The sequence below is a fragment of the Micromonospora sp. NPDC050695 genome (assembly GCF_040654415.1).
In the GTDB taxonomy this organism is placed as follows: Bacteria; Actinomycetota; Actinomycetes; order Mycobacteriales; family Micromonosporaceae; genus Micromonospora.
Window position 1 is genome coordinate 89,254 of record NZ_JBFAHZ010000006.1, and the last position, 25,391, is coordinate 114,644.

The 25,391-nt window shown below is 70.5% G+C and carries 24 protein-coding genes and 1 riboswitch; of the genes, 12 read left to right on the forward strand and 12 right to left on the reverse strand.

Annotated elements, in window-relative coordinates:
* Positions 1–2 precede the first annotated feature (2 nt).
* The gene (locus tag AB0H52_RS06370) at positions 3–1,532 is read left to right on the forward strand and encodes a plastocyanin/azurin family copper-binding protein (RefSeq protein WP_151487840.1); all 1,530 of its coding nucleotides are present in this window, start codon (positions 3–5) and stop codon (positions 1,530–1,532) included.
* 32 nt (positions 1,533–1,564) lie between these two features.
* A complete protein-coding gene (locus tag AB0H52_RS06375) occupies positions 1,565–2,542 on the forward strand; it encodes a hypothetical protein (RefSeq protein ID WP_151487841.1) in 978 nt (325 codons plus the stop codon).
* Positions 2,543–2,686: 144 nt separating this feature from the next.
* On the opposite strand, the gene AB0H52_RS06380 is transcribed toward AB0H52_RS06375, so the two are convergent.
* Both AB0H52_RS06380 and AB0H52_RS06385 read right to left on the reverse strand, forming a co-directional pair.
* Positions 2,687–2,842 carry a DUF1996 domain-containing protein gene (locus AB0H52_RS06380; protein ID WP_151487842.1) on the reverse strand — a complete coding sequence of 52 codons (156 nt, stop codon included), beginning with the start codon at positions 2,840–2,842 and terminating at the stop codon, positions 2,687–2,689.
* Positions 2,843–2,964: 122 nt separating this feature from the next.
* Entirely contained in the window at positions 2,965–3,645 is a 681-nt protein-coding gene (locus tag AB0H52_RS06385; RefSeq protein ID WP_255473632.1) for an SDR family oxidoreductase, read from the reverse strand.
* A 310-nt stretch (positions 3,646–3,955) separates the two neighbouring features.
* Here AB0H52_RS06385 and glsA point away from each other — a divergent pair, with 310 nt between their 5' ends.
* The 5 genes from glsA to AB0H52_RS06410 all read left to right on the forward strand — a co-directional run bounded on the left by glsA (position 3,956) and on the right by AB0H52_RS06410 (position 10,541).
* Positions 3,956–5,614: a glutaminase A gene (gene glsA / locus AB0H52_RS06390; protein ID WP_225854105.1), complete on the forward strand. Its 1,659-nt coding sequence runs from the start codon at positions 3,956–3,958 to the stop codon at positions 5,612–5,614.
* 64 nt (positions 5,615–5,678) lie between these two features.
* On the forward strand, positions 5,679–6,698 hold the full coding sequence (gene glnII / locus AB0H52_RS06395) for a glutamine synthetase (protein WP_151487845.1): 1,020 nt from the start codon (positions 5,679–5,681) through the stop codon (positions 6,696–6,698).
* 81 nt (positions 6,699–6,779) lie between these two features.
* On the forward strand, positions 6,780–8,099 hold the full coding sequence (locus AB0H52_RS06400; protein WP_357945632.1) for an ammonium transporter: 1,320 nt from the start codon (positions 6,780–6,782) through the stop codon (positions 8,097–8,099).
* 301 nt (positions 8,100–8,400) lie between these two features.
* On the forward strand, positions 8,401–8,784 hold the full coding sequence (locus AB0H52_RS06405) for a MerR family transcriptional regulator (RefSeq protein ID WP_151487847.1): 384 nt from the start codon (positions 8,401–8,403) through the stop codon (positions 8,782–8,784).
* Between the two features lie 383 nt (positions 8,785–9,167).
* Entirely contained in the window at positions 9,168–10,541 is a 1,374-nt protein-coding gene (locus AB0H52_RS06410; RefSeq protein WP_151487848.1) for an FAD-dependent oxidoreductase, read from the forward strand.
* 122 nt (positions 10,542–10,663) lie between these two features.
* Here the strand turns inward: AB0H52_RS06410 and AB0H52_RS06415 are convergent, their stop codons facing one another.
* From AB0H52_RS06415 to AB0H52_RS06445, 7 genes are all read right to left on the reverse strand, one after another.
* The gene (locus AB0H52_RS06415) at positions 10,664–11,140 is read right to left on the reverse strand and encodes a heme-degrading domain-containing protein (protein WP_151487849.1); all 477 of its coding nucleotides are present in this window, start codon (positions 11,138–11,140) and stop codon (positions 10,664–10,666) included.
* A 34-nt stretch (positions 11,141–11,174) separates the two neighbouring features.
* A complete protein-coding gene (locus AB0H52_RS06420) occupies positions 11,175–12,635 on the reverse strand; it encodes an SDR family oxidoreductase (RefSeq protein WP_151487850.1) in 1,461 nt (486 codons plus the stop codon).
* Between the two features lie 182 nt (positions 12,636–12,817).
* Complete coding sequence (locus AB0H52_RS06425) at positions 12,818–13,837, reverse strand: polysaccharide deacetylase family protein (protein WP_151487851.1); 1,020 nt, start codon at positions 13,835–13,837, stop codon at positions 12,818–12,820.
* Between the two features lie 380 nt (positions 13,838–14,217).
* Positions 14,218–14,823, reverse strand: a complete 606-nt coding sequence (locus AB0H52_RS06430) for a hypothetical protein (protein WP_357945637.1) — start codon at positions 14,821–14,823, stop codon at positions 14,218–14,220.
* 596 nt (positions 14,824–15,419) lie between these two features.
* Positions 15,420–16,028, reverse strand: a complete 609-nt coding sequence (locus AB0H52_RS06435; protein WP_151487853.1) for a histidine phosphatase family protein — start codon at positions 16,026–16,028, stop codon at positions 15,420–15,422.
* Positions 16,025–16,789, reverse strand: coding sequence for a CbtA family protein (locus AB0H52_RS06440; RefSeq protein ID WP_357945640.1), 765 nt, complete (start codon positions 16,787–16,789; stop codon positions 16,025–16,027). The genes AB0H52_RS06435 and AB0H52_RS06440 overlap by 4 nt, the downstream gene beginning before the upstream one ends.
* Entirely contained in the window at positions 16,780–16,983 is a 204-nt protein-coding gene (locus AB0H52_RS06445; protein ID WP_151487855.1) for a CbtB domain-containing protein, read from the reverse strand. Before AB0H52_RS06445 ends, AB0H52_RS06440 begins: the two co-directional genes overlap by 10 nt.
* 58 nt (positions 16,984–17,041) lie before the next feature.
* Positions 17,042–17,120: riboswitch (cobalamin riboswitch) on the reverse strand.
* Between the two features lie 836 nt (positions 17,121–17,956).
* Between AB0H52_RS06445 and AB0H52_RS06450 the strand changes: the two genes are divergently transcribed.
* From AB0H52_RS06450 to AB0H52_RS06470, 5 genes are read left to right on the forward strand one after another with little or no spacing between them, the layout of a single operon-like run.
* Entirely contained in the window at positions 17,957–18,964 is a 1,008-nt protein-coding gene (locus tag AB0H52_RS06450; protein ID WP_357945643.1) for an ABC transporter permease, read from the forward strand.
* 40 nt (positions 18,965–19,004) lie between these two features.
* Positions 19,005–20,057 (forward strand): ABC transporter substrate-binding protein, encoded by a 1,053-nt coding sequence (locus tag AB0H52_RS06455; RefSeq protein WP_151487857.1) that lies wholly within the window; start codon positions 19,005–19,007, stop codon positions 20,055–20,057.
* Complete coding sequence (locus AB0H52_RS06460) at positions 20,057–20,875, forward strand: ATP-binding cassette domain-containing protein (RefSeq protein WP_357945646.1); 819 nt, start codon at positions 20,057–20,059, stop codon at positions 20,873–20,875. Before AB0H52_RS06455 ends, AB0H52_RS06460 begins: the two co-directional genes overlap by 1 nt.
* On the forward strand, positions 20,872–21,015 hold the full coding sequence (locus tag AB0H52_RS06465) for a hypothetical protein (RefSeq protein ID WP_357945649.1): 144 nt from the start codon (positions 20,872–20,874) through the stop codon (positions 21,013–21,015). The genes AB0H52_RS06460 and AB0H52_RS06465 overlap by 4 nt, the downstream gene beginning before the upstream one ends.
* A complete protein-coding gene (locus AB0H52_RS06470; RefSeq protein ID WP_225854107.1) occupies positions 21,012–21,974 on the forward strand; it encodes an aldo/keto reductase in 963 nt (320 codons plus the stop codon). The genes AB0H52_RS06465 and AB0H52_RS06470 overlap by 4 nt, the downstream gene beginning before the upstream one ends.
* A 10-nt stretch (positions 21,975–21,984) precedes the next feature.
* Here the strand turns inward: AB0H52_RS06470 and AB0H52_RS06475 are convergent, their stop codons facing one another.
* From AB0H52_RS06475 to AB0H52_RS06485, 3 genes are all read right to left on the reverse strand, one after another.
* The gene (locus AB0H52_RS06475) at positions 21,985–22,707 is read right to left on the reverse strand and encodes a FadR/GntR family transcriptional regulator (protein ID WP_151487860.1); all 723 of its coding nucleotides are present in this window, start codon (positions 22,705–22,707) and stop codon (positions 21,985–21,987) included.
* 8 nt (positions 22,708–22,715) lie between these two features.
* The gene (locus tag AB0H52_RS06480) at positions 22,716–24,110 is read right to left on the reverse strand and encodes an L-fuconate dehydratase (RefSeq protein ID WP_151487861.1); all 1,395 of its coding nucleotides are present in this window, start codon (positions 24,108–24,110) and stop codon (positions 22,716–22,718) included.
* A gap of 172 nt (positions 24,111–24,282) precedes the next feature.
* Complete coding sequence (locus AB0H52_RS06485; RefSeq protein ID WP_151487862.1) at positions 24,283–25,383, reverse strand: ROK family protein; 1,101 nt, start codon at positions 25,381–25,383, stop codon at positions 24,283–24,285.
* Between the last annotated feature and the right edge of the window lie 8 nt (positions 25,384–25,391).

Below are 25,391 nucleotides of genomic sequence, written 5' to 3' on the forward strand. Positions count from 1 at the left end.
CGATGATCCGACGACTCACGGCCGCGCTGTCGGCGCTGCTGCTCACGGTGACCCCGTTGGCCGCGACGCCCGCCACCGCCGCCCCGCGCGTCGCCGCGGACCAGGTGCTGACCTGGACCGCCGACGACGACATCACCCGCTACAAGTCCGCGCCCACCCAGGCGGTGGCCGGCGCGACCACGATCATCTGGGAGAACAGCGCGGCCACCGGCAACACCACCGGCATGCCGCACACGCTGACCTTCGACACCACCACCGAGGGCTACAACCACGACGTCACCCTGAACATCCTGGCCAGCCCGTTCGACGCCAACGACGGCCGCCACCAGGCGACCGTCACGCTGACCCCGGGCCGCTACCGCTACTTCTGCTCGATCCCCGGCCACAGCCAGATGGTCGGCGAACTGGTGGTCACCGACGGCGGCGGAGGCGGCGACACCACGCCGCCGACGGTCACCGCCGCCGTGGCCGGTGACCGCGACCAGGACGGCAACTACGTCGGCGCGGCGACGGTGACCGTCACGGCCACCGACGCCGGCTCCGGTGTGGACACCGTCGAGTACCAGGTCGACGACACCAGCTTCCAGCCGTACACGCAGCCGGTGCGGGTGACGGCGGTCGGCGACCACTCGGTGCAGTTCCGTGCCACCGACCAGGCCGGCAACACCAGCACCGTCGGCTCGGTGTCGTTCCGGATCGTCGAGCCGACCGAGGAGGACACCACCGCACCGGTGGTCACGGCCGCGCTGTCCGGTGAGAAGGACAGCGACGGCAACTACATCGGTACGGCAACCGCCACGCTGACCGCCACCGACGCCGGATCCGGCGTCGCCACCATCGAGTACGCGTTGGACGGCGCTGCCTTCAGCGCGTACACGAACCCGTTCGTGGTGACCGCGACCGGGATGCACATGCTGCACTACCGGGCGACCGATGTCGCCGGAAACACCTCGGCCGAGCAGATGGCCCACTTCACCGTCGTCGCCCCGCCGCAGGAGGACACCACGCCACCCGCGGTGTCCGCCACGGTCACCGGCGAGCGCAACGACGACGGCGCGTACGTGGTCGCCGCCACCGTCACCCTCACCGCGACCGACGCCGGCTCGGGTGTCGCATCCGTCGAGTACGCGCTCGACGCCGGGGCCTGGACCGCGTACGCCGCTCCGGTCTCCGTCCGGGCCGTCGGCGCGCACACCCTGCGGTACCGGGCGACCGACGCCGCCGGTAACGCCTCGGCCGAGCAGTCGGCGACGTTCACGGTGGTGGCCGGCGGCACCGACGCCTGCCCCGAGTCCGACACCCGGGCCACGGTGATCATCGACGGCGACGACACCGGAGTGGCCAACGCCGACACGGGTGACGGCTGCACCATCAACGATCTGATCGACGAACACGCCGACTACCCCGGCCACGCCGACTTCGTCCGGCACGTCGAGGCGGTCACCACCGCGCTGGTGACCGGCGGAACGCTCAACAAGCGCCAGCAGGGCGCCATCGTCCGCGCCGCGGCCCGATCGGACGTCGGCGCATGAGTCCTCGAATCTCACCGACAGGGAGTACCACGATGCCCGGACGTACCGTCGCCAAGCTGGCCACCGTGAGCGCCGTCGTCGCCGCCTCGGTGCTGGCCGTCGCGCCCACCGCCCACGCCGACCTGGTCACCCACTGCATCGGCACCGGCGGTGCGGTGACCGTGCCCAACGACCTGCTCGTGCCGGCCGGCGAGTCCTGCGCGCTGACCGGCACCACGATCACCGGCAACGTCACCGTCGCCGCCGGCGCCAACCTCGTGGTCACCGGCGGGCGGGTCAGCGGCGAGGTCCGCGTCGCGGCCGACGGCTACCTCGACGCCACCGAGACGACCGTCGACGGCCAGGTGGTGCTGGCCGCCGGAGGGTACGGCGTCTTCCTCAAAGACGCCCGCACCGGTGCCGTGACCGTACGGCCGAAGGGCACCGCGACCATCGACAGCTTCCTGTTCGCCGAGGCGGCGACGATCACCGGCAACGTCACCGTCGGCGCCGGCGAGGTCCGACTCGACCGGGGCACCCAGGTGGACCGCAACGTCAGCAGCACCGGCACCTACTACACCGACGTGCACGACTCGTTCGTCGACGGAACCCTGTCGGTGCTCAACAGCGCCACCGGCAGTGTCCTGTGCGGCAGCGCGGTCCGCGGTCGGGCCACGTTTGCCGGCAACCTGGGCGGCGTCCAACTCGGCCCGAACGGCACCCTCGACAGTTGCGCCTCCGGTGGCTACTGGGGTGCCGACGTCAGCGTCACCAACACCATTGGCGGTGTCACCGTCGACGACAACATCATCAATGGTGGGTTGACCGTGACGGGCAACAACCCGGCCGCCCAGGTGGCCGCGAACAACCGGATCCGCGGCGGCGTGACCGGTGACCAGGCGGCCGCGACCACCAACCGGGCCGCCCGGGTTGCCGACCCGGATCGGGAGAGCGCCGGCGACGAGCGGGCGGAGGTTCGCCGGACCTCGGCCGTGCAGGCGGCCACCGAGGCGGGTGCTGCCCGGCTCTAGCCGATCGACGCGACGGCGGCCGGCCGCCCCGGATCGAGGGGTGACCGGCCGCCGCCGTCGTACCGCGTCGCTGTCGGCGACGTCGACCGATGCCTGTGATCGTCAACCCGGGGCTGAGACACCGGCCCCGGGTTGACGATCACGCTAGAAGTTGCCGGCCGAGTTGCACTTCACGCCCTGGTCGAGGCAGTTGCGCACCCGTGCGGCGAGCGCCTCGTCCTTCCAGGCGTTGAAGAAGTCGGCGTGCATCGAGAACGACGTGCCGGACGCGAGGGTGATGCCGTCGGTGTTCGCGCTCAACGGGTACGAGATCATCGCCCTGCGCCGGCTCGCGGGCCGGCCGATGGCGGCACGGGTGCCCGCCCGGCTGCCCTGAACCGCCGACCGGGGTTCAGGACAGCCGAGATCGCGGGCCTCCGACGCTAGGCGCGCCCGGCGTCGAGGGTGAGATTGACACCGTTGGCGGCCGCGTTCTCCAGCAGGAAGACGCATCCGTCGACGATCTGCCGCATGGTGGGCAGCTCCCCGGTCAGGGAGATCTTGCGCAGGGGGTCGAGGATGGCCTGCTTGTCCACCCACGCGGGACTGTCGGCGACCGCGCCCGGGTGGATCGAGTTGACCCGCGCCGGGGCGAGTTCCACGCTCAGGGTGCGCACCATGCCCATCACCCCGGCATTGACGGTGGACAGCACGGTGGAACCCGGGTAGGGATGGTCTTTCGCCATCCCACCGAACAGCAGCACGGCGGCACCCGGTGCGAGGCGGTCGCGCAGGGCGGCCGCCACCGCGGCATAGCCGACGATCTTGGTGGTCGCGAGCGTCACCGCGTCCTCCACCGAGAAGGACCCGACGGTGTTGCGGTCTCGGATCATGCCGGCGACAGCGACCCGGTCCACCCGCTCCACCGTGCTCAGCGCCTCCGCCACCGACTCCGGCTGGGACAGGTCGAGCGCCAGTCCGGACACGTGACCCCCGGTCTCGGCGTGAAGTCGCTTCGCCTCGGCCTCGGCCCGTTCCGCTGCCCGTCCGGTAATGGTCACCTCGTCACCCCGCCTGGCGTACTCGGCGGCCAATTCGCGACCGATGCCCTGAGTGGCGCCCACCACAAGGATTCTCACAACCTGCTCACTCTCTACGGTCTGGAAATTCACCGTACCTGTCACGAAACCCGAGCAGCGGTGGTTCACCGCTGCCCCAATGTAGTCACGTGTCTCGACATCCGCGTTGGTGCGGTTGCGGACGTCAGTCGCCGGTCAGTCGGAATAAAGCGGTCGTACACCGGCCCTCCCTAGTCTTTGCAAGCGTGGAAGGTTGACAGGTCGACTGTCACCAGAACGCGACTGCCGGGACATGGCGTCGCCACCACGCCGTTGCCAACATTTACGGAGTAGTTGAACCCGCGCCATGCCCGCGATGAAGAAGACCAGAACCGCGCCGCGCCGCCTCGATCAGGCGTGGACCCGCGGCGTTGAGCCGTCCGGTATCGACGATTTCGCCGCCGCCGAGTACGGGAAGCTGTTCGCGTCCTTTGCTGTGGACACCGACGGCACGGTCGCGGTGACCGAACTCGTGGACCGGCTGCGCGTTGCGGGCATCTCCGAGACGGACCCGCGCCTGGTCGAGGTGCGGGCCGCCACCAGCGCCGACGGTCGGGCGCGGATCGATCTGGCCGGCTTCATCGCGCTGTGCAGGACGGGTGGCGGTGTCATCGAGAGGTCACTTCGCGGGGACCTCGTCATTCCGGACTTCGCCGCGTTGCAGACGGAGATATTCGCGATCTTCGAGGGCCTCCGGGATGTCGAGGATGGGCGGGTCGCCGACTACATCCCGCAGTTGGGCCGGGTGGATCCGGAGAAGTTCGGCATCGCGTTGTGCACCACCGACGGCCAGCGCGCCGCGGTGGGGGACGCGGAGACCCCGTTCTGCGTCCAGTCGGTCTGCAAGCCGATCAACTACTGTCTCGCGCTGGAGCAGCACGGTGCCGAACAGGTGCACCGGCACGTCGGGCGGGAGCCCAGCGGTCGCGGGTTCAACGAGTTGACGTTGAACAACGAGGGGCTTCCGCACAACCCGATGATCAATTCTGGGGCGATCATGTGTTGTTCGCTGCTGCGCCCCAGTTGGGAGATGGCCGACCGTTTCGACCACGTGGCCGAGACGTGGCGCCGGTTGGCCGGGGGCGGGACGGTCGGTTTCAACAATGCCGTCTATCTCTCGGAACGGCGTTCGGCGGATCGGAACTTCGCTCTCGGGTACTTCATGCGCGAGCACCAGGCCTTTCCGGACGGGACCGACCTCACCGAGACGCTGGAGTTCTACTTCCAGTGCTGTTCCATCGAGGTCGACGCCCGGTCGTTGTCGGTCGTGGCCGCCTCGCTCGCCAACGGTGGTGTCAATCCCCTCACCCGGGAGCGGATCTTCTCCGCCGACACCGCGCGCAAGTGTCTGTCGCTGATGTCCTCGTGCGGGATGTACGACTATTCCGGTGAGTTCGCCTTCACCATCGGCCTGCCGGCGAAGAGCGGCGTCTCCGGCGGACTCATGATCGTGGTTCCCGGCGTGATGGGCATCTGCGTCTGGTCGCCGCGCCTCGACGCGCTCGGCAACTCCGTCCGGGGGGTCGCGTTCTGCAAGGAACTGATCAACCGGTTCAACTTCCACGTCTACGACTCGTTGGCCGCCGGCGAGGACTCCGGCAAGCGCGATCCGCGGCGCGGGAGGAACGAGGACGAGGTGGGGTCGACCACGCGGTTGCTCTGGGCCGCCAGTCACGGCGATCTGGAGTACGTCCGGCTCGCGCTCGCGGCGGGGAAGGATCCGAACTCCGCCGACTACGACCGGCGGACCGCGCTGCACCTCGCGGCCTCCGACGGAAACCTCGACGTGGTCCAGTACCTCCTGGACCGCGGGGCCGATCCGACGCTGCGGGACCGTTGGGGAGGCACCGCGCTCTCCGACGCCGAGCGAGGAGCACATGACAACGTTGTCACCGTGCTCACCTCGACGCTGGGCGAAAGCCGGGCGTCAGCCACCCACCTCCTACGAACCGACGAGCCGCTCGCGGCGGTCTGAGACGCCGGTTCGACCGATCACGATTTCGTGGGCCATCCGGCCCGGACACAGGAGAAAGAGACCCATGGCGTACAAGGCTGAATACATCTGGATCGACGGCACCACGCCGACCGCGAAGCTCCGGTCGAAGACGAAGATCATCGAGGACGGCGTCGCGCCGGGCACGTGGGGCTTCGACGGCTCCAGCACCAACCAGGCCGAGGGCAGCAGCTCCGACCGCGTCCTCGAGCCGGTCGCCACCTACGCCGACCCCATCCGCGGCGGTGCGCACCTGCTGGTGCTGTGCGAGGTGTTCAACATCGACGGCACCCCGCACGAGTCCAACACGCGGGCGCTGCTGCGCCCGGTGGCCGAGCAGTTCGCGGCCCAGGAGTCGCTGTTCGGCATCGAGCAGGAGTACACCTTCTTCAAGGGCTCCCGCCCGCTGGGCTTCCCGGACGGCGGCTACCCGGCCCCGCAGGGTGGCTACTACTGCGGCGTCGGCGCCGACGAGATCTACGGCCGCGCCGTGGTCGAGAAGCACCTGGACAACTGCCTCGCCGCGGGCCTGTCCCTCTCCGGCATCAACGCCGAGGTCATGCCCGGCCAGTGGGAGTTCCAGGTCGGCCCGCTGTCCCCGCTGGAGGTCGCCGACCAGCTGTGGGTCGCCCGCTGGCTCCTGCACCGCACGGCCGAGGAGTTCGGCATCTCCGCGACCCTGGAGCCGAAGCCCGCGCGGGGTGACTGGAACGGCGCCGGCGCCCACACCAACTTCTCGACGCGTGCCATGCGGGAGAACTACACGGCGATCATCGAGGCCTGTGAGGCCCTCGGCCGGGGCGACAAGCCCGCGGAGCACATCCGCAGCTACGGCGCCGGCGTCGAGGCCCGCCTGACCGGCGCGCACGAGACGGCTCCCTGGAACGAGTACAGCTACGGCGTCTCCGACCGCGGCGCCTCGGTGCGCATCCCGTGGCAGGTGGAGATCGACAAGAAGGGCTACATCGAGGACCGCCGGCCCAACGCCAACGTCGACCCGTACACCGTCACCCGCCTCATCGTCGACACCTGCTGCAGCGCCCTGGAGGCCGCCGACCTTGTGTGAGGTCTGCGGTCCGCGCTCACGGACGACATTCCAACCACGCCGCACTGACGCGGCAGTTATCAAGACATGGAGTACATCTCGATGCCAGACGGCTTCGACGCGGGTGATACCGCATTCGTGCTGATCAGCGCCGCGCTGGTCATGCTGATGACCCCGGGCCTGGCGTTCTTCTACGGCGGCATGGTTCGCGTGAAGAGCGTGCTCAACATGCTGCTGATGAGCTTCATCAGCCTGGGCATCGTCAGCGTGCTCTGGGTGACCTACGGATACTCGCTCGCCTTCGGCGAGGACGTCGGTGGCAGTGGGCTCGTCGGTGACCTGGCCAACGTGGGCATGAGCGGGATCTCGGACACCACGTTGACGGGCAGCATTCCGGTGCTCGCCTTCGCGGTCTTCCAGATGATGTTCGCCGTCATCACGCCGGCGCTGATCAGCGGGGCGATCGCTGACCGTGCCAAGTTCGGCGCGTGGATGCTGTTCGTGGCCCTCTGGGTGACCGTGGTGTACTTCCCGGTGGCCCACTGGGTGTGGCAGGCCGACGGTTGGATCTTCAAGCTCGGCGTGAAGGACTTCGCCGGAGGCACGGCGGTCCACATCAACGCCGGCATGGCCGCCCTCGGCGCGCTCCTGGTCCTCGGCAACCGGGTCGGCTTCAAGCGGGAGTCGATGCGGGCGCACAGCCTGCCGCTGGTGATGCTCGGCTCGGGCCTGCTGTGGTTCGGGTGGTTCGGCTTCAACGCCGGATCGGCCCTCGCCGCGAACGGCACCGCCAGCGTCGCCTTCATGAACACCCAGGTCGCGGCCGGTGCCGGCATGATCGGTTGGCTCGTCTGGGAGCGCGTACGCAAGGGTGGCTTCACCTCCCTGGGCGCCGCGTCGGGTGCGGTCGCCGGTCTGGTGGCCATCACCCCGGCCTGCGCGGTCGTGAACACCTGGGGTGCGATCGCCATCGGTGTCATCGCCGGCGTCGTCTGCGCCTGGGCCGTCAGCCTGAAGGACCGGTTCGGCTACGACGACTCGCTGGACGTCGTGGCGGTGCACGCGGTCGGCGGTTTCGTGGGCACGCTCCTCATCGGAGTGTTCGACACCACGGACGGCCTCGTCGCCGGTGCCGGTGCCGAGCAGTTGCTCAAGCAGGCGGTCGGTGCCTTCGCCGTCGCCGCGTACTCGGTCGCACTGACGTGGCTGCTCGTCAAGATCATTGACATGACGATCGGCTTCCGGGTGCGGCGGGAGGACGAGGTCAGCGGCATCGACCAGATCCTGCACGCGGAGAGCGCCTACGACTTCGACACGAGCAAGGTGCACACCGCCCCCGCCGGCTCGACCGCCGACCGGGCGCAGGACAAGACCGCTCAGCACCAGATCAGCGGTGTCGTCAACGGTCCGTACACCCGCTGACCGACTGCGACGGACGTCGCTGCCGTCCGGACCGGGAGGGGTGCCCCAACCCTCCCGGTCCGCTGGCGTGGGAGACCTCGCTCGGATCGAGTCGGGGATCGGTGGCAGTTCAGCAGCGCGATGCTCGGCGTGTCGAATTGCTCAGCCGCCAACGATCGAGCCGACTCACGGCGCTTTCGGTCCAGCGGCGGTCGCGGCGGCCCGTGCTCAATGACGGTCCGTCGCGGGGGCTACGCTGGAACCTGACGCTGACGTTAGAGGCAAGTGTTGTGCCGGCGTCACCAGGTGAGGGGGAGAGATCGTGCGGATCGGTGAGCTCGCCAGCAGCACCGGCGTGTCGGTGCGAGCGCTGCGCTACTACGAGGAGCAGGGGCTGCTCGCGTCCACCCGCAGCAACGGCGGCCAGCGCCACTACGGCGATGCCGCCGCCGACCGGGTGCACCTGATCCAGATGCTGTACGCGGCCGGCCTGTCCAGCAGGACGATCCTGGACCTCCTGCCCTGCGTGGACGCGAAGGTCAGCACGCCGCAGTCCCGCGCCCTGCTGAACGCCGAACGCGCCCGCATCGACGAGCAGATCACTCGACTCGTGCAGGCCAGGGACCGGCTCGACGCGGTCATCGCGCACAGCCAGAGCTCGGCCAGTGGCTGCACCACGGCGGACGCCGCCGCGGTGGCGGCATAACCGGCGGCGCTGCTCACCGGCGGGGACGCCGCGATCCGCGCGGCGCCGGGCGGTCGGTCAGGTGACCGTCCTGGCGAGCAGGTCACCGACGGCGGCGCGGACGGGGTCGGACGCCGCCGGGGTCTGCCCGGCCGAGCCGAACCCGACCCTGTTACCGGCGGCGTCGGTCGCGATCACGGAACCACCCGGGTCACTCCACCCGAAGGTCGGCCTCGTCCAGCATCCTGGCCGCTATCCGACAACCGCGTGGAGCTGTCAAGGCAGCATCCGGCCGTGTGCAACGATCGTCGGGCAATCGCGACGACCGTCCACCGTCCCGTCCGTGCCGCACCCGCCGACGAGTACGGCACGGTCACCATGCCTCGCATCTCTTGGAGAGCACGATGTCCCTCTCTCCGGCTCAGGTCTTCGCCGTGCTGAACGCCGTGCGACCTCCCGACCAGGCGACCCCGGTCCTGGGCAAGGCGGTCGTGATCGGCGGGAGCGTCGCCGGTCTGCTGGCCGCCCGGGTGCTGTCCGACTACGCGGACAGCGTGATCATCATCGAGCGGGACGACCTGCAGGTGTCCGGGGATCGGCCCGGCGTACCGCAGGGAACCCAGCTGCACGCGCTGCTGCCCGGCGGTTTCCTCCACCTCGAACGCCTGTTCCCCGGCTTCCGCGAAGCGGCCGTGGCCAACGGGGCGGTCGAGGCGCCCCCGGAGGCCAGACGCAACTACTTCGACGGTCGGCTGAAGGTTGTCGTGCCCGACGACGCCGACAGCCTGGCGGGCAGCCGACCGCTGCTGGAGGGGCTGATCCGCCAGCAGGTGCTGCGGCTGCCCAACGTCAAGACCGTCGCCGCCCGCGCCACCGGCCTCGTGTTCGATGGCACCGCCGTCACCGGGGTCCGCTGCGACGGGGCACCGGGCGCCGAGAGCGCCGACCTCGTGGTGGACGCCATGGGGCGTTCGAGCAGACTGTCGGACTGGCTGGAGCAGGCCGGCTGGGAGCGGCCGGTCACCCGGCGGATGACCGTGCACCTGAACTACGCGACCGCGCTGTTCCGGCGCACCGAGGCGAACCCGGCGTCGACGGTCGTCCTGGCGCTGCACAGCCCGCAGATGGAAGCCGACGTGGCCGGTGCCGCGTACTTCGCCATCGAGGACGGTCAGTGGATGGCCATGATGGCCGGGTACGGCGACGATCGACCGGGTCGCACCGCCGAGGACTTCGTCCGCCGGCTGCGCGAGCAGTTCCCGCCCGAGTTCGGTGCGGTGGCCGACAACGAGATGCTCGGCGACGTGCGGACCTACGCGCACGCCGACAGCCGGCGACGGGACTTCCACGCGATCAAGCGGTTCCCCGCCGGGCTCGTCAGCGTCGGTGACGCCGTCGCGTCGTTCAATCCGGTGTACGGGCAGGGGATGACGGCGGCGGCTCTGCACGCGGCGTGCCTGTCGACGTACCTGCGATCCAAGCCGGATCTCAGCGTGCCCGCCCGCTCGTACCTGGAGATGCAGAAGGTCGTGGTGGACGCCGCCTGGTCGATCTCGACCTCGGCGGACCTGGCGCGGCCCCACGTCGACGGGCCCTATCCGCGCGGCTACCGGCTCTCCAGTTGGGCGAGCCGGCAGATCGTCGAGGCGACGGTCACCGACGTCGGGGTCGCCCGGCGGTTCAACGAGGTCGTCTCCATGCGGGAGCATCCGAGTTCGCTGGCCTCGCCCGGCCTGATCCTGAGTGCCCTGCGCGCCAACCGGCGCGCCCGCCACTGACCCGCGCAGACCTTCGAGCTGGGCACGACGCTCGTGCGGCCCCGGTGCTGGCGCGATGACGATCGGTCCGGCGGCACGGCCCCGGCGGCCTCGCGGTGCGGCCGCCGGGGCCGACCGGGCGGCTAGCCCGGAAGCTTGCGGAGGACGTCGACGACGAAGCGGTGGTCGTCCAGTTGCGGAAGGCCGGACACTCCGAACCAGCCCACGACGCCGGCGCTGCGAACGCGCAGGGGCACCGCGCCGCCGGCAGCCGCGTACCGCGAGGCCGGCAGGCCGAACTTCTCGGTGAGCGTCGTCTGCTTGTCCTGGCAGAGCCGGGCCATGTACAGCGACGAGCGCTCGAACCGCAGCACCACGCGCCCCTTGCGGCGCAGCCACCCGTCGTTGTCCGCCGTCGAGCCCGGCAGACCGCTGTGGAACAGCTGGCGTCCGGTCCGCCACACGCCCACCGAGATCGGGAGCCGCTGCTGCGCGGCGGCGGTGACGGCGAGCACGCCCAACTCGAACGCGTCGGTCTCGGTCAGGCTCGCGAGCTCCAGCTCGCTCTCCTCGCGCAGCAGCTCGTCCAGCGTCGGCCACTGGTCATGGTCGGATGACATGTACCTTCTCCTCGTCGAGCGGTGGGAACATCGATCACCAGGCGCAGGGGGCGTAGTCCTTCAGGAAGACCCCGTGCAGGTCCTCGCCCAGCTCACCACGGACGATCGGGTCGTACACCCGGGCCGCGCCGTCGACCAGGTCGAGTGGGGCGTGGAAGCCCTCGTCGGCCAGCCGCATCTTCGTCGGGTGGGGCCGCTCGTCGGTGATCCAGCCGGTGTCGACGCTGGTCATCAGGATGCCGTCGGTCAGCATCTCCTGGGCGCTGGTCCGGGTCAGCATGTTCAACGCGGCCTTGGCCATGTTGGTGTGCGGATGCCCCGGCCCCTTGTAGCCGCGACCGAACTGACCCTCCATCGCTGAGACGTTCACGATGTACTTGCGGCGCGCCTGCGCCGCGGCCATCGCCGGTCGCAGTCGGCTGACCAGCACGAACGGCGCGGTCACGTTGCAGAGCTGCACCTCGAGCAGCTCGACCGGGTCGACCTCGTGCACCCGCTGGACCCAGCTGTTGACCGAGTCGAGGTCCGGCACCAGGCCGCCGGCGTCGATGGCGGTGGACGCGGCGATCCGTTCCGGTGAAGCGGAGCCGCTGGTCAACGCCAGGGCGGTGAGCGCGTGCGGGGTCAGCGCGGTCGACTGCGGGCCGACGGTCAGGCTGCCCGCCGGGGCACCGTGGCCGTCCGGCTTGGCGAACGTGATCAGCTCCGGCAGCGGCCCGTCCGGCAGGGCCGCGGCCTCCGCGGCGATGAGCTGCGCGTACGCCCCGGGGGAGCGGCGAACCGTCTGCGCCGCGTTGTTGATCAGGATGTCGAGTGGCCCCTGGCTGCTGACCGAGTCGGCGAGGGCGATCACCTGGGCGGGGTCGCGCAGGTCGATCCCGACGATCCGCAGGCGGTGCAGCCAGTCCGCGCTGTCCGGCATCGCGGCGAACCGGCGCACCGCGTCGTGGGGGAACCGCGTGGTCACCGTCGTGTGCGCGCCGTCGCGCAGCAGCCGCAACGCGATGTACATGCCGATCTTCGCCCGGCCGCCGGTGAGCAGCGCGCGCCGACCGGTCAGATCGGTGCGGGCGTCGCGGCGCTCCCGGTTGAGCGCGGCACAGGACGGGCAGAGCTGGTGGTAGAAGGCGTCGACCTCGCGGTAGCGCTGCTTGCAGACGTAGCAGCCGCGCGGGTTGTGCAGGAAGCCGGCCGTGGTGCCCTCGGTGGGCGAGGCGAGGGGGATGCCCTGGGTTTCGTCGTCGATGCGGCCCGGAGCGCCGGTCGCGGTGGCCTCCGTCACCGCACGGTCGGCCGCGAGGATGGCGTCGCGCCGTTCCTCACGTCGCCGCTGCTTGATGATCTTGTAGAGCTTCGCGGTGGCCCGCTGCACACGCACCACGTCGGGGTGGTCGGGCGGCAGGGACTCCAACGCCTCGAAGACGCTGAGACAGGTCTCCAGTCGGCTGCGGTCGATCCCATGCTGACCGTTTTCGGTAATGCTGTCTGCCGTCATGCGCCTTTGTCTCGTCCCGTTCCCCACGCCGGTTTCCCCCGGCCCGCCCACGTCCGACCCGGAACTGTACGCACTTCACGGCCGCGGCTGCATCCCGTGCGTCGGCACATCGGCGGGCAGGGGAGTGGTCGTGCGTGGCGACCGCCGCGTCGCCACGCACGACCGGTGGAGCCGACGGCGTGTCAGCCGGCGGTACAGGAACGGATCTGCGGGCGGGCGCCGCTGTTGCCGTTGAACATCGTGGTGAAGCCGAAGGTGTTGCCGCTGCCGTTGGATCGCATGGTCATGACGGTGCCGCTGCCGTCCCAGCTGGGGGTGCCGTTCCAGGTGGTGGCGACCGTCTGCGGTGCGGTGAGGGCCACGACCACGGCCCAGGTGGTGGCACCGCTGACCGTCACCGAGGTGTTGTACCGGTCACCCCAGACGTTGGTGGTGGTCGCGGTCGCGGAGCAACTGCCGGCGGGCGGCGGGGTCGTGCCGGGCGGCGGGGTCGTGCCGTCGGGCGCGACCGCCCGGCCGGTGGACGGCGAGATCATGCCGGGGCACAGGTTGCGGCTGGTGAGGTTTGCCATGATCTGCGGGATCGCGTCCCGGGTGTTCTGGATGCCGTCGTGCATGAGGATGACCTGGCCGCTCTGCAGGCGGCTGGCGTTGGCCACGATCTGGCTGACGCTGGCGCCGTTCCAGTCCTGGGAGTCCACGTCCCAGATCACCTGGCGCATGCCCAGCGACGAGGCGACCGACTGGAGGGTGCCGTTGGTCTCCCCGTACGGCGGGCGGAACAGCTGCGGCCGGCTGCCGGTGGCCGACTGGATGGCCGAGCTGGTCTGGGACAGGTCGGACTGCATCTGCGCCTGGCTCATCGAGGTCATGTGCGCGTGGTTCCAGCTGTGGTTGCCGACCCACATGCCAGCGGCCACCTGCGCCTGCGCCGCCGACCGGTTGTTCTGCACGTTCTGCCCGACGTTGAACATGGTGGCCCGTGCGCCGTTGGCGCGCAGCACGTTCAGCAGTGCGCCGGTGCTGCCGGTCGGTCCGTCGTCGAAGGTCAGCCCGACGTAGCCGTTGCAGGCGGCCGCGCTTGACGCGGTGGCGGTGGCGGCGATGACGACGCCGCAGGTCGCGACGGCGGTGGCGAGGACGGCGAGCGCCGCACGAAGCCGCTTGGGACCGGCGACCACGCCAGCGGAGACAGTGCTCATCTGGTGCCCCTTCAACCAGGCCCGAACGCGCGCCGGACATGCGGCGGCGCGCCACGGACAGGTGGGTATGGGTGGGAAGGTCGACTGGTACCCGACGAACTGATCGCATCGACCTCAATGAATCGAAGTATTACAGCGAGAATTCCGGCACGTCAACAAGTTCCGGAAGGGCTCCGGAACCGCAGCGGCGCGGACGCGCGGGTCGGGTGTCAGACGACGAAGAGCCCATCCAGCACCGAATAAAGATCGACTCAGTTCGATCCGGAAAACACCCGAAAGTTTCGACGGCACCCTCAGGGTCGCGGCGGTGTCCGGCGCACCGGCACGACGACGTCCACGGCCGGCACCGGTGGGTGCCGACCGTGGACGATCCGTGGTGGTTACCGGAGCCAGGGTAGGCGCTGGACGAGGGGGAGCCTGGCCCACGGCTTGCCGAGGCCGAGGGTGTCGCCGGCGGCGGTCAGGGCGAGGACGGCGAGGACACCGGCGTAGATCAGGTGGTCGTCCATGACGGGGTTGTTCTCCGGGGGCAGCACCGCGGTGAACATGAGGACCAGGAGCAGGCCACCGGCGACCGCGGCGACGCGCAGGCCGATGCCGAGGATCAGCGCGGTGCCGATGGCGGCCAGGCCGATCATGAAGAGCCAGTCGGCCCAGGCGGCGCCGGCGAAGCCCTTGTACACGTCGGCGAACGGGCCGGTGACGGCGTTGCCGAGGAAGCCCTTGGTGGGGCTGCCGCCGTCGATCCAGGCGCCCTGGGCCTTGGTGGCGAAGCCGAGCCCGAAGACCTTGTCGATGAAGGCCCAGAGGAAGATCCAGCCGAGGGCGATGCGCAGGCCGGCGAGGGTGAACCGGGTGGCCTTCTGCGTCCTGGTCTCGGTGGTGGTGATGACGGTCGCGGGAGCGGTCACCGTGGTGCCGTTGCGTCCGGCGGGGGTGTCGTGCCGGGGAGTCGTGGGGAGCTGAGTGGCGGTCATGGTGTCCACGTCCTTTCTCGTTCGTCGGTGTCGCCCCTATTCCACTCGCCGCGCGGGCTGCCGATCAGTGCCGCCGTACCGCTCCTGGGGGGACCTTCGGCCCCCTCTGTCAGACCCGGGTCGTATTCCTCTGCCGCGTGCGTCGGCGGATGCGGGAGTCTGTCCACGGCGGACACGGGCCGGATCGCCAGGCGACGGACGGACGGCGACATGGCGGTGCCGGCGGTCAGCCTCCCGCCGCACCGCCCGTCGTCGGTTCGGCCGGTGTTCGCCTGACGACCGCCACCGTGACGTTTCGGTGTGATCAACCCGTTGACATCGCTGTGCCCTGCCCGGAACTATCAGCGGCAGTCCCCCTAACTCCCGCCTTCATCGTCACGAGCTCGATGACAACGATGTCAGGCCGACTCCGAAGGAGAGCGCAGCCGACCATCGGAAGGGCCCTGAGCGTCTTGACCAGCGACATCAGCTGGGTGCTCGGGGCGTACCTGTTGGCCGCCTCGGTCCTGACGCCCATCCTCGGCCGCCGTTGACAGGCGCCCGGAGCCGGGCTCAGGCCGTGGCCGTCCAGAAGGATGGCCACGGCCTGCCGGCCGGGCCGACGCTCAGGCGGACATCCGCGGTGTCGCGGGTGCGGCCAGTCGTAGCTGCCATCGTGCGCCGTGGTCGGTGAGTCGGACGACCGCCAACGGTTCGACGTCCACCTGGCGGTACGTCGCCGTCGGGAGCCCGAGGGCGTGCACGACCGCGACCCGGATGACGAGCGGGTGGGTGACGGCCACGACCCGCCGCCCGCGTCCGCGCTGCCCGTCCAACCAGTGGCCGACGCGGTCCCGCACCGCGGTCACGGACTCGCCGCCATGGGGTGCCGCGTCCGGTGTGGACAGCCACTCGTGCAGCGCCTGCGGTTGGTCGGCCGCGACGTCGTCGAGTGACCGTCCGGTCCAGTGGCCGTAGTCGCAGTCGGTCAGCGCCGCCTCGACGGTCGGCGTGAGGCCGAGGGCGTCGGCGGTCTGGACGGCCGCCGCCGCGGGACTGGACAGCCCGACATCGGCGGCGCCCAGGTGTCCCCACCGGCCCTCTGGGGCGCAGGCCAGGGCGAGGACGGCCCGCAGGCCACCCTCGTCCAGACCGTCGTCCGTTCCGCCGAAGCGTGCCCTGCGCAGGGCGGCGGTGTGCCCGTGTGCGACCAGCCGCAGGCTGGTGGCGGTCACGTCACCGGCGCCGCGCTCGTGGCCCGGCACCGGTCGTGCATCAGGGCCGCGAACAGCAGACCGATCCCGGTCCAGAGCACGACCTGGGTGCCGAGCGAGGCCAGCCGGAAGTCCCACAGCAGGGTCGCCGGGAAGTCGGCCGGGACCTCCTGGAAGGACGGCATCACCACGTACGACACCACGGTGACCAGCAGGAAGCCGCCGACGGCTGCGGCCACGCGCAGCCACGTCGGTGCCCCGACGCCGACCGCCCGGTAGCCCAACGAGCCCGCCCAGACCGCCACCAGGCCGAGCACCACCATCAGCAGGTAGGTGACGGTGCGCTGGTTGATGGTCGCCGGGTCGCCGACCGCCGGCGGATTCGCCGGATACTTGAGGAACGGCACGATCACCGCGCCGAGCAGCGCCGCGCCGGCCAGCAGCAGCCCCGACCGTCCGTCGTCGTAGGCGCGTCGCCGGCGCGACAGCAGGACGTACGCGGTGGCCAGCAGGCCACCCATCGCGGCACCGAACAGGCCGGTGGCCAGGAACAGCCCACCCCGCTGACCACTCCTGCTGACCAGGGCGTCCTCGTGCTGGTGCCCGCCGGCGGCCGGCTCGGCGTGCGTGGCCGCCTCCTCGATCGCGATGGCCGCCTCGATCCGCGGTTCACCGGCGACGTAGGCGAACGCCCCCGCGAGCAGGCCGGCTACCAGTCCGGCGAGCAGGCCACGGACGAGGACGGTGACGAACGGGGGAGCGGTGGTGGTGTTCAGTGGCACGGGACACCCAGCAGGTGCCGCCCGTCGTGCATGAGTTCGTGCAGGTACATGCCGCTGCGCGAGACCGCGCCCTGGTCGAAGGCGACAAGGTAGGCCAGCAGGGTGAGCACGGCGACGGTCGTCAGGACCGTCCACAGAAGACGTGCGGTGCCAGCGGGGTGCACCAACGGCTGGCTGGACGTGGAACTGGACATGCGTACACGAACCTCCCCGGGGATGACGCGTCCCCATCGCAAGGCTGCGGACGACCGAGCGTCCTGGCTCGCGGGCCTCCGTCGAAACGGTGGACCGCTCACAGTGGCGCGACCGCGCCGGATTCACACCGGCTTCCCTCGCGTCGCCGCAGATAGTGGGTCGACGGTATCGGTGCCGCCTCGGGCGGTCAACCCGGCCGCACGGGCCCGGACCCGAAGCCGTCGGTGCCTGCGGTCGTGGTGCGGGTGCGGCTGGTCGGTGGCTGTTCGAGCCGGATCGGTGTCGGCTGATTCGTCATACCAAAGCTCGATGCCAATGGTGGCCACCGCCTCTGTCGGTGCGCGGGTCCGATCCGGCTGCGGGCCGATGGTAGGTGCCTGTTACCGCTAACACGTCAATGCTGCCGACCGATCCACCGGCCGGGCGGGTGCCTGAGCGCACCAGGGCGTGGCCGATGACGACCAGCGACCCGCTCGCGTCGGGCATCGTCGACGCGCACCACCACCTCTGGGTCCGGCCGCGGCGCGGACGCCTTCGCGATCCGGTATCGATACATCGTGTGTTATCGATAAGATGCACGGGCCGACGATGGTCGATCCACGATGCCGTGTGCGTGGCTCGCCACCTCGCCGCATCCTGCCGACATTCCGGTGTGGACGCCCGAGTGGGCCGCATCGCCGACGTCCGGCGGTGCCACGTCCGGGGCCGTCGTGGTGGTGGCAGTTTGATCGGACGTATGCGGCCGGCGGCTCGGATAACGATGGCAAAACATGGTCGTAAGACCTTGGCAACATACCTGAATGCATGGCATGGTAACGCCTGATCGAGCGAAACATCCGACCTATCTCGACGGTGATGCGGGCTTCGGTTCGTGCTCTCCCTGCCGAGGAGGCTCGGTTCTCACAGGTGCTCCGCTCACCGGCGGTGATCCGTCGGGTGTCGGAGCCACGGCTGGGGAGGTCAGGTCCGACGATGAGTACCGTCGAGGCAACCGCCGGCAGGCAGCGCGGCGAACTCAGCGACTGGTTCCGAGAACGGATCTCGCACGCCGTCTCCGAGTTCACCGCCGCCACCGCGCTCGTCGTCCTGTTCATCGCGTTGAGCTTCGCCAGTCCCTATTTCTTGACGGTGGACAACCTGTTCAACATCGGGGCGCAGACGGCAGTGATCGCCATCATCGCCGCGGCGCAGACGATGGTCATCATCACCAAGGGCATCGACCTGTCGGTGGGGTCGGTCGCCGCCCTCGCCGGCGTCGCCGGGGCGATGGTCGTCCGTGACCTCGGCTTCCCGCTCTGGGCCGCGACCGCGGTCGCAATCGGCGTCGGCGCGCTGGCCGGGCTGGTGAACGGGCTGCTGGTCACCATCGCCCGAATTCCGCCGTTCATCGCGACGCTGGGGACGATGTCGGTGGGTCGCGGTCTCGTCTTCATCATCACCGGCGCGGTCGGCGTCTACGGACTGCCCCGGTCCTTCCAGCTGCTGGGCAACGGCGAGATCATCGGCATCCCGTTCGCCGTGGTGATCACCGCCCTCGTGGCCGTCGGAGTCGCCTTCCTGCTCTCCCAGACCCGGTTCGGTCAGTACACCTACGCGATGGGCTCCAACCTGGAGGCGGCCCGCCGCTCGGGCATCCGGGTGGGTCGCTACCTGACCGGGGTGTACGTGCTGGCCGGGGTCCTGGTCGGGCTGGGCGGCATGATCGCCGCCTCCCGGGTCAACTCGGGTCAGCCGAACTACGGCATCTCACTGGAACTCGACGTCATCGCCGCCGCGGTCATCGGCGGCGCCAGCCTCTTCGGCGGGCAGGGCCGGATCGTCGGGTCCATCATCGGCGCCTTCCTCATCGCCCTGGTGCGCAACGGCGCCGTCCTGCTCGACATCAGCATCCACTACCAGCAGGTGATCGTCGGCCTGATCATCTGGGCCGCCGTCTACTTCGACCAGTACCGCCGCCGGCGGCTGCAAGCACGGGGTTGACATGCCATTTCGAGAGTCCGAACGAGGAAGGACACACACCATGGCACACACCACCACCAGCCGGCGCGCGCGAGGGCACCTCCTGCGCACACGAGCCATCCTGGCTGCCGCCGCGGCGACTGCTCTGCTCAGCGCCTGCGGCGGGGTCGAGGTCCGCGACGGAGGCGACGGCGCGACCAAGGACGCGAGCGGGCCGCTGAAGCTCGCCGTGGTGCCGAAGGCCGTCGGGGCCGACTACTGGAACACGGTGAAGGCGGGTGCCGACTGCGCCGCGCAACGCGCGGGCAACGTCACCGTCCAGTGGGACGGGGTGACGACCGAGACCGATGTCGAGGGCCAGGTCAACCTGATCCAGAACTTCGTCACCAAGAAGGTCGACGGCATCGTCTACGCGGCCACCGACTCCCGCGCCTTGGCGCCGGCCACCGACCAGGCGCTCGCCGCCAACATCCCGGTCGCGATGATCGACTCCGGCACCAGCCCGCAGCCGTCGGCCGTTCCGCTCTTCGCCACCGACAACCGCGCATCGGCGGTCGAGGCCGCGAAGCTGCTCGCCACCGAACTCGGCCCCGGCAACCACGAGGTGGCGCTGGTCGAGTTCCAGCCCGGATCGCAGACCAACACCGAGCGGGTCGACGGCTTCAAGGCCGGCCTGGCCCAGTTCCCCAACCTGAAGCTGGTCGGTCAGCAGCCCAGCCGCAGTGACGTCAACGAGGCACGGCGGGTCACCGAGAACATCCTCACCGCCAACCCCAACCTCGCCGGCGTCTTCGCGGCCAACGAGCCGAGCGTGCTCGGCGCCGCGCAGGCGATCCAGGCCGCCGGCAAGTCCGGCAAGGTGGTCATCATCGGCTGGGACGCCGCCCCCGACGAGATCGCCGGTGTGCGCAGCGGTCAGATCTCGGCGCTGGTCGTGCAGAACCCGTTCAAGATGGGCTACTTCGGGGTCGACAAGATGGTCAAGCACCTCCGGGACAAGGCGCCGCTGGCGTCCGCCGACACCGGGGTCACGTTCGTCACCAAGGAGAACATCGACTCCGCGGAGATCAAGGCGGTGCTCGAGCCCAGCTGCGCCAACCCCCCGGTGCAGTGATGGGCGCGACCCCAACGGCATTCACCGACACCGACGAGAGCCCGGCCGCCGCGGAACCGCCGGTCCTCGAAGCCCGCGGCATCGTCAAGCGGTTCGGGCACGTCGAGGCGCTGCGCGGCGCCGACTTCACGGTCCACCGGGGTGAGGTCGTCGCGCTGATCGGCGACAACGGCGCCGGCAAGAGCACGCTGATCAAGACGCTGTCCGGTGTGCACCCGCCCGACGAGGGTGAGATCCGGGTGGGCGGTCGTCCCGTCCAGTTCTCCAACCCGGTCGACGCCCGGCGCGCGGGCGTGGAAACCGTCTACCAGGATCTCGCCGTCGCCGACGACCTCAGCGTGGCGGCCAACCTGTACCTGGGGCGGGAGATCCTGCGCTCCGGGCCGCTCGGCCGGCTCGGGCTGCTCGACAAACGGGCCATGCGGCAGGGCGCCGCCGCCGCGCTGGACGAGCTGGGCGTACGAATTCCCCGGGTCACCACCCCGATCGCCGTGTTGTCCGGTGGGCAACGGCAGTGCGTGGCGGTGGCCCGGGCGATCATCTGGGCGACCAACGTGGTCATCCTCGACGAGCCCACCGCGGCGCTCGGCGTCGTCCAGACCGGACGGGTGCTCGACGTCGTCCGGCGCGCCCGTGACGCCGGCATGTCGGTGGTGCTGGTGAGCCACAACATGCCGCAGGTGCTGGAGATCGCCGACCGGGTCGAGGTGCTGCGCCTCGGCCGGCGGGCGGCCCGGTTGCGCGCCGACGAGGTGACCACCGACGACCTGGTCGCCGCGATGACCGGAAGCACCAGTAGGGAACGGGAGGATCGGTGACGGCAGTCGTCCGCCGGGGCGCGCCCGATCCCGCGATCGTGGACCGCGCCCTGCAGCCGCCCGGCCCCGGGCAGGTCCGCATCGCGGTGGCATACACCGGCATCGTCCCGGCCGTCGGCGGCGGCTGGCTCGGCCGGTGACGGGCCGTCAGCCGCACCTCACCGCGCTGGGCTTCGGCGCTTCGCAGGGCGGCAACCTCTACCGGGTGACGTCGGACGAGGACTTCGCCGCCGCGGTGGACGCCGCGTGGGACGGCGGGATCCGGTACTTCGACACGGCGCCGCACTACGGGCTCGGCCTGTCGGAGCGGCGCCTGGGTGCCGCGCTGCGCTCCCGCCCGCGCGACGAGTACGTGGTGTCGACGAAGGTCGGCCGGTTGCTGGTGCCGTCGCCGGAGACCGCGCATCTGCGGGATCCGGACGGGTTCGATGTGCCGGCCGAGCACCGGCGGGTCTGGGACTTCAGCCGGGACGGCGTACGACGCTCGCTGGAGGCCAGCCTTCGGCGTACCGGCCTGGACCGCATCGACGTGGTGTACCTGCATGACCCGGACGAGCATTGGGAGCAGGCCGCGTACGAGGCGGTGCCGGCGTTGGTGGAGCTGCGCGAGCAGGGTGTGATCGGGGCGATCGGGGCCGGGATGAACCAGTCCGCGATGCTGGCCCGGTTCGTGGCGGAGACCGATGTGGACGTGGTGATGTGCGCCGGCCGGTTCACCCTGCTGGAGCAGGGTGCGTTGACCGACCTGCTGCCCGCCGCGCAGGCCCGCCGCGTCGGTGTGGTGATCGCGGGGGTCTACAACTCCGGGCTGCTGGCCCGGGACATGCCGCCGTCCGACGCCGTCTACGACTATCAGCAGGCCCCGGCGGAGGTGATCGAGCACGCGCGGCGGGCGGCGCAGGTGTGCCGGGCGTACGGCGTCACCCTGCCCGAGGCGGCGTTGGCGTTCGTCCGCCGGCACCCGGCCGTGGTCTCCACGGTGGTCGGCATGCGCGACGCGGCCCAGGTGACCGAAACCCTGCGCCGCACCGACGCCGACGTCCCGGATCAGCTCTGGACGGCGCTGTACGAGGTGGGGCTGCTCGACGTGCAGTCGTGAGGGTGGACCTTCACGTCCGGGGGGTCTCGGCGGTCGCGTCACCCTCGTCGGGCAACCAGTGCAACGACTCCTCCACCCCGATCAGGTGGTTGGCCATCCGGATGCGGGCCCGTTCGGGGTCGCGTGCCACGAGGGCCTTCAGGATCGCCACGTGCTCGTCGTGGGTACGCCGGTCCGCGCCCTCCTCGTGCAGGCTCCGCCACAAGCGCCCCCGCAGGGTGCGCCCGGCGAACGCCTCGATCAGGCCGACGAGCACCGGATTCTCGGCGTGCACGGCGATGATCCGGTGGAAGGCGATGTCGATCTCCATGATTCGTTCGTGGTCCTGTGGAGACTGACCGGCGATCCGGGCCGCCTCGTCGAGCAGTTCCCCTGCCTGGGTGAGGGCCTCGTCGGTGATCCTGGTCGCCGCCAGCCGGGCGGCCTCGCACTCCAACAGCCGTCGGACGGTGTGGATGTGCCGCGGGTCGCCCTGGCCCTGGAAGTCCACGACGAAGCCCATCGGGGCCAGCAGTTGCGGCGCGTCGAGGTTCGTGACGTAGGTGCCGTCGCCCTGGCGGATGTTGACGATGCCGAGGATGGACAGGGCCGACATGCCCTCGCGCAGCGATCCCCGTGAGACGCCGAGCGACTCGGCGAGGTCTTTCTCGATGGGCAGCCGGTCGCCGGGCTTGAACTGCCCTTCGAGGATCATCCGTTTGATGCCGTTGACCACTTCGTCGGTGCGGGACATGACACCTCCTAGCGGCCGGCGGGGGTGGCCGTTCCACCCGCGATCACGTACGGCTCCGGAGATGACACGGTAGTCGGGTCCGCCGCGGCCCAGTAGTGGCCGTCGGGGAACCGGTAGAGCGCGACCGACTCGGTCCGCATCCGGGTGGAGTAGCCGGGCCGCTCGGGCAGGACGTAACCGCTGCCCGACCCGGTGTCCCGGATGACGCACGGGTCGGTGAAGTGCTCGTGCAGGTGGTCGACGAACTCGGTGACACGGCCGGTGAGATCGCCGGAGATCGCCACGTAGTCGAGCACCGACACGTGCTGGACCATCTCACACAGACCGACGCCGCCGGCATGTGGGCACACGGGGACGTCGAACTTCGCGGCGAGGAGCAGCACCGCGACGATCTCGTTGATGCTGGCCAGCCGGCCGGTGTCCAACTGGCAGAAGTCGATGGCCTCGGCCTGGAACAGCTGCTTGAACATCACCCGGTTGTGGCAGTGCTCGCCGGTGGCGACCCCGATGGGCGCGACGGCGCGGCGAACGGCCGCGTGGCCGAGGATGTCGTCGGGGCTGGTGGGCTCCTCGATCCAGAGCGGGTTGAACTGGGCGAGAGCCTTGACCCACTCGATGGCCTGACCGACGTCCCACACCTGGTTGGCGTCGATCATCAGGCTGCGGTGCGGGCCGAGGATCTGCCGGGCGATCGCGCAGCGGCGGATGTCGTCGTCGAGGTTGGCGCCGACCTTGAGCTTCACGTACCCGTAGCCGGAGTCGACCGCCTCCTGGCACAGCCGGCGCAGTTTGTCGTCGCCGTAGCCGAGCCAGCCGGCCGAGGTGGTGTACGCGGGATAGCCGGTCCGGTCGAGCTCGGCGAGGCGATCGGCCTTCGTGCCCTCCTTGGCGCGCAGGATGGCCAGCGCCTCGTCCCGGGTCAGCGCGTCGGACAGGTAACGCAGGTCCGCGATGTCGACGAGTTGCTCGGGGGACATGTCGACGAGCAGCCGCCACAGCGGCTTGTCGGCGGCACGGGCCACCAGATCCCACGAGGCGTTGAGCACGGCGGCGAGGGACAGGTGGACGACGCCCTTCTCCGGCCCGAGCCACCGCAGCTGCGAGTCGGAGGTGAGCAGGCGGTAGACCGCCCCCATGTCCGCCGCCATCGTCGCCACGTCCAGGCCGACCAGGCGGTGGGCCTGGTGAACGGCCGCCGCGACGACGATGTCGTTGCCTCGGCCGATGGTGAAGGTCAGCCCGTGACCCGCGAGCGGCGCACCCGCGCTGTCCACGCCGTCGGTGTGCAGGACGACATAGGCCGCCGAGTAGTCACCGTCCTTGTTCATGGCGTCGGACCCGTCGGCGGTCAGGGAGGTGGGGAAGCGGACGTCCTCGACGGTGACGGCAGTGATCTGCGGCATGCGCTCCTCGCCCGGCTCGGGGAAAGATCGGATGATCACTGGGAGTATACGGAGGCTTGATCCGGTGCGTCAACGACGTCGATGGACTCGGACGTGCGTTTTGATGAGGGATCGCGAGCTGTGGTCGCCTCGCCGATTGGCCCGATACATCAAATCTTTGAACCGCTGATCGTCACCCCTGGAGCAGGGCGAGTTCCGGCACGCCGTAGTGCCGGTCGAGGACCTGCATGGCGGCGCCCGCCGCGATCACGTCGGCGCCCAGGCTGGAGAGGGTGACGTCGGTGGTGAGCCAGTCGGCGCGCGGCACGTCGGTGTGCACGGCCTCCTCGACCGCCGCGAGGTAGGGCTGCGCGTACCGCAGCAGGTCGGCGCCCGCCAGCACCACGTGGGCGAGGTCGAGGGTCTGCAGCAGGTTGACGACGCCGACCGCCAGGACCCGCGCGGCCCGGGCGATGTCGCCGGCCTCGGCGGCCCGGTTGTGCACGATCTCCAGGCATCCGTGGCGTCCGCACACGCAGAGCGGGCCGTCGAGTTCGACGACGGTGTGGCCGAACTCGCCGGCGTTGGTGTGTGCGCCCCGGTGGGCCGTGCCGCCCAGCCAGAAGCCGCCGCCGATGCCGGACTCGACCATGATGAGGACCGCGTCGCCGAAGGTTCCGCCGTGCCGCCAGGCCTCGGCCGTGACCCCCGCGGTGACGTCCTTGTCGAGGTGGACCGGCAGGCCGAGGTGCGCCTCGGCGAGCTCGCGCAGCGGTACGTCGTGCCAGTGCCGCAGACCGTGGGCGTCGCGGACCAGGCCGTGCTCGTGGTCCAGCGGGCCGATCATCCCGATGCCGACGCCGGTGAGCCGGCCCCGCAGATCCCGGCCCGCGGTGATCGCGCCGATGCCGGTGCGCAGGGCGTGCAGCAGCTGCTGCGGGGTGAAGTCGTCGGGCAGCGGGCTGACCGCCGAGTGGTGCACCGCGCCGGCCAGGTCGACGAGCACCAGGCGCAGCGTGCGCCGGGCGACGTGGGCGCCGATGGCGTACCGGCTGTCGGGGACCAGCTCGTAGACGACCGCGGGTTTGCCGATGCCCGGGCGGCGGACGCCGGCGGTACGGATCAGGCCGTCGGCGGTCAGGCGGGCGATCACCTTGGAGACCGCCTGTGGTGTCAGGCCGGTGGCCTGGACGATGGTCGACCGCTCGAACGTCGGCACGGTACGCCCCACCGCCATGACCAGCGCCTGGTTGTAGCCGCGCAGGAACGTCACGTCGGCTGTGGTGCGCGTCATCTCGCCAC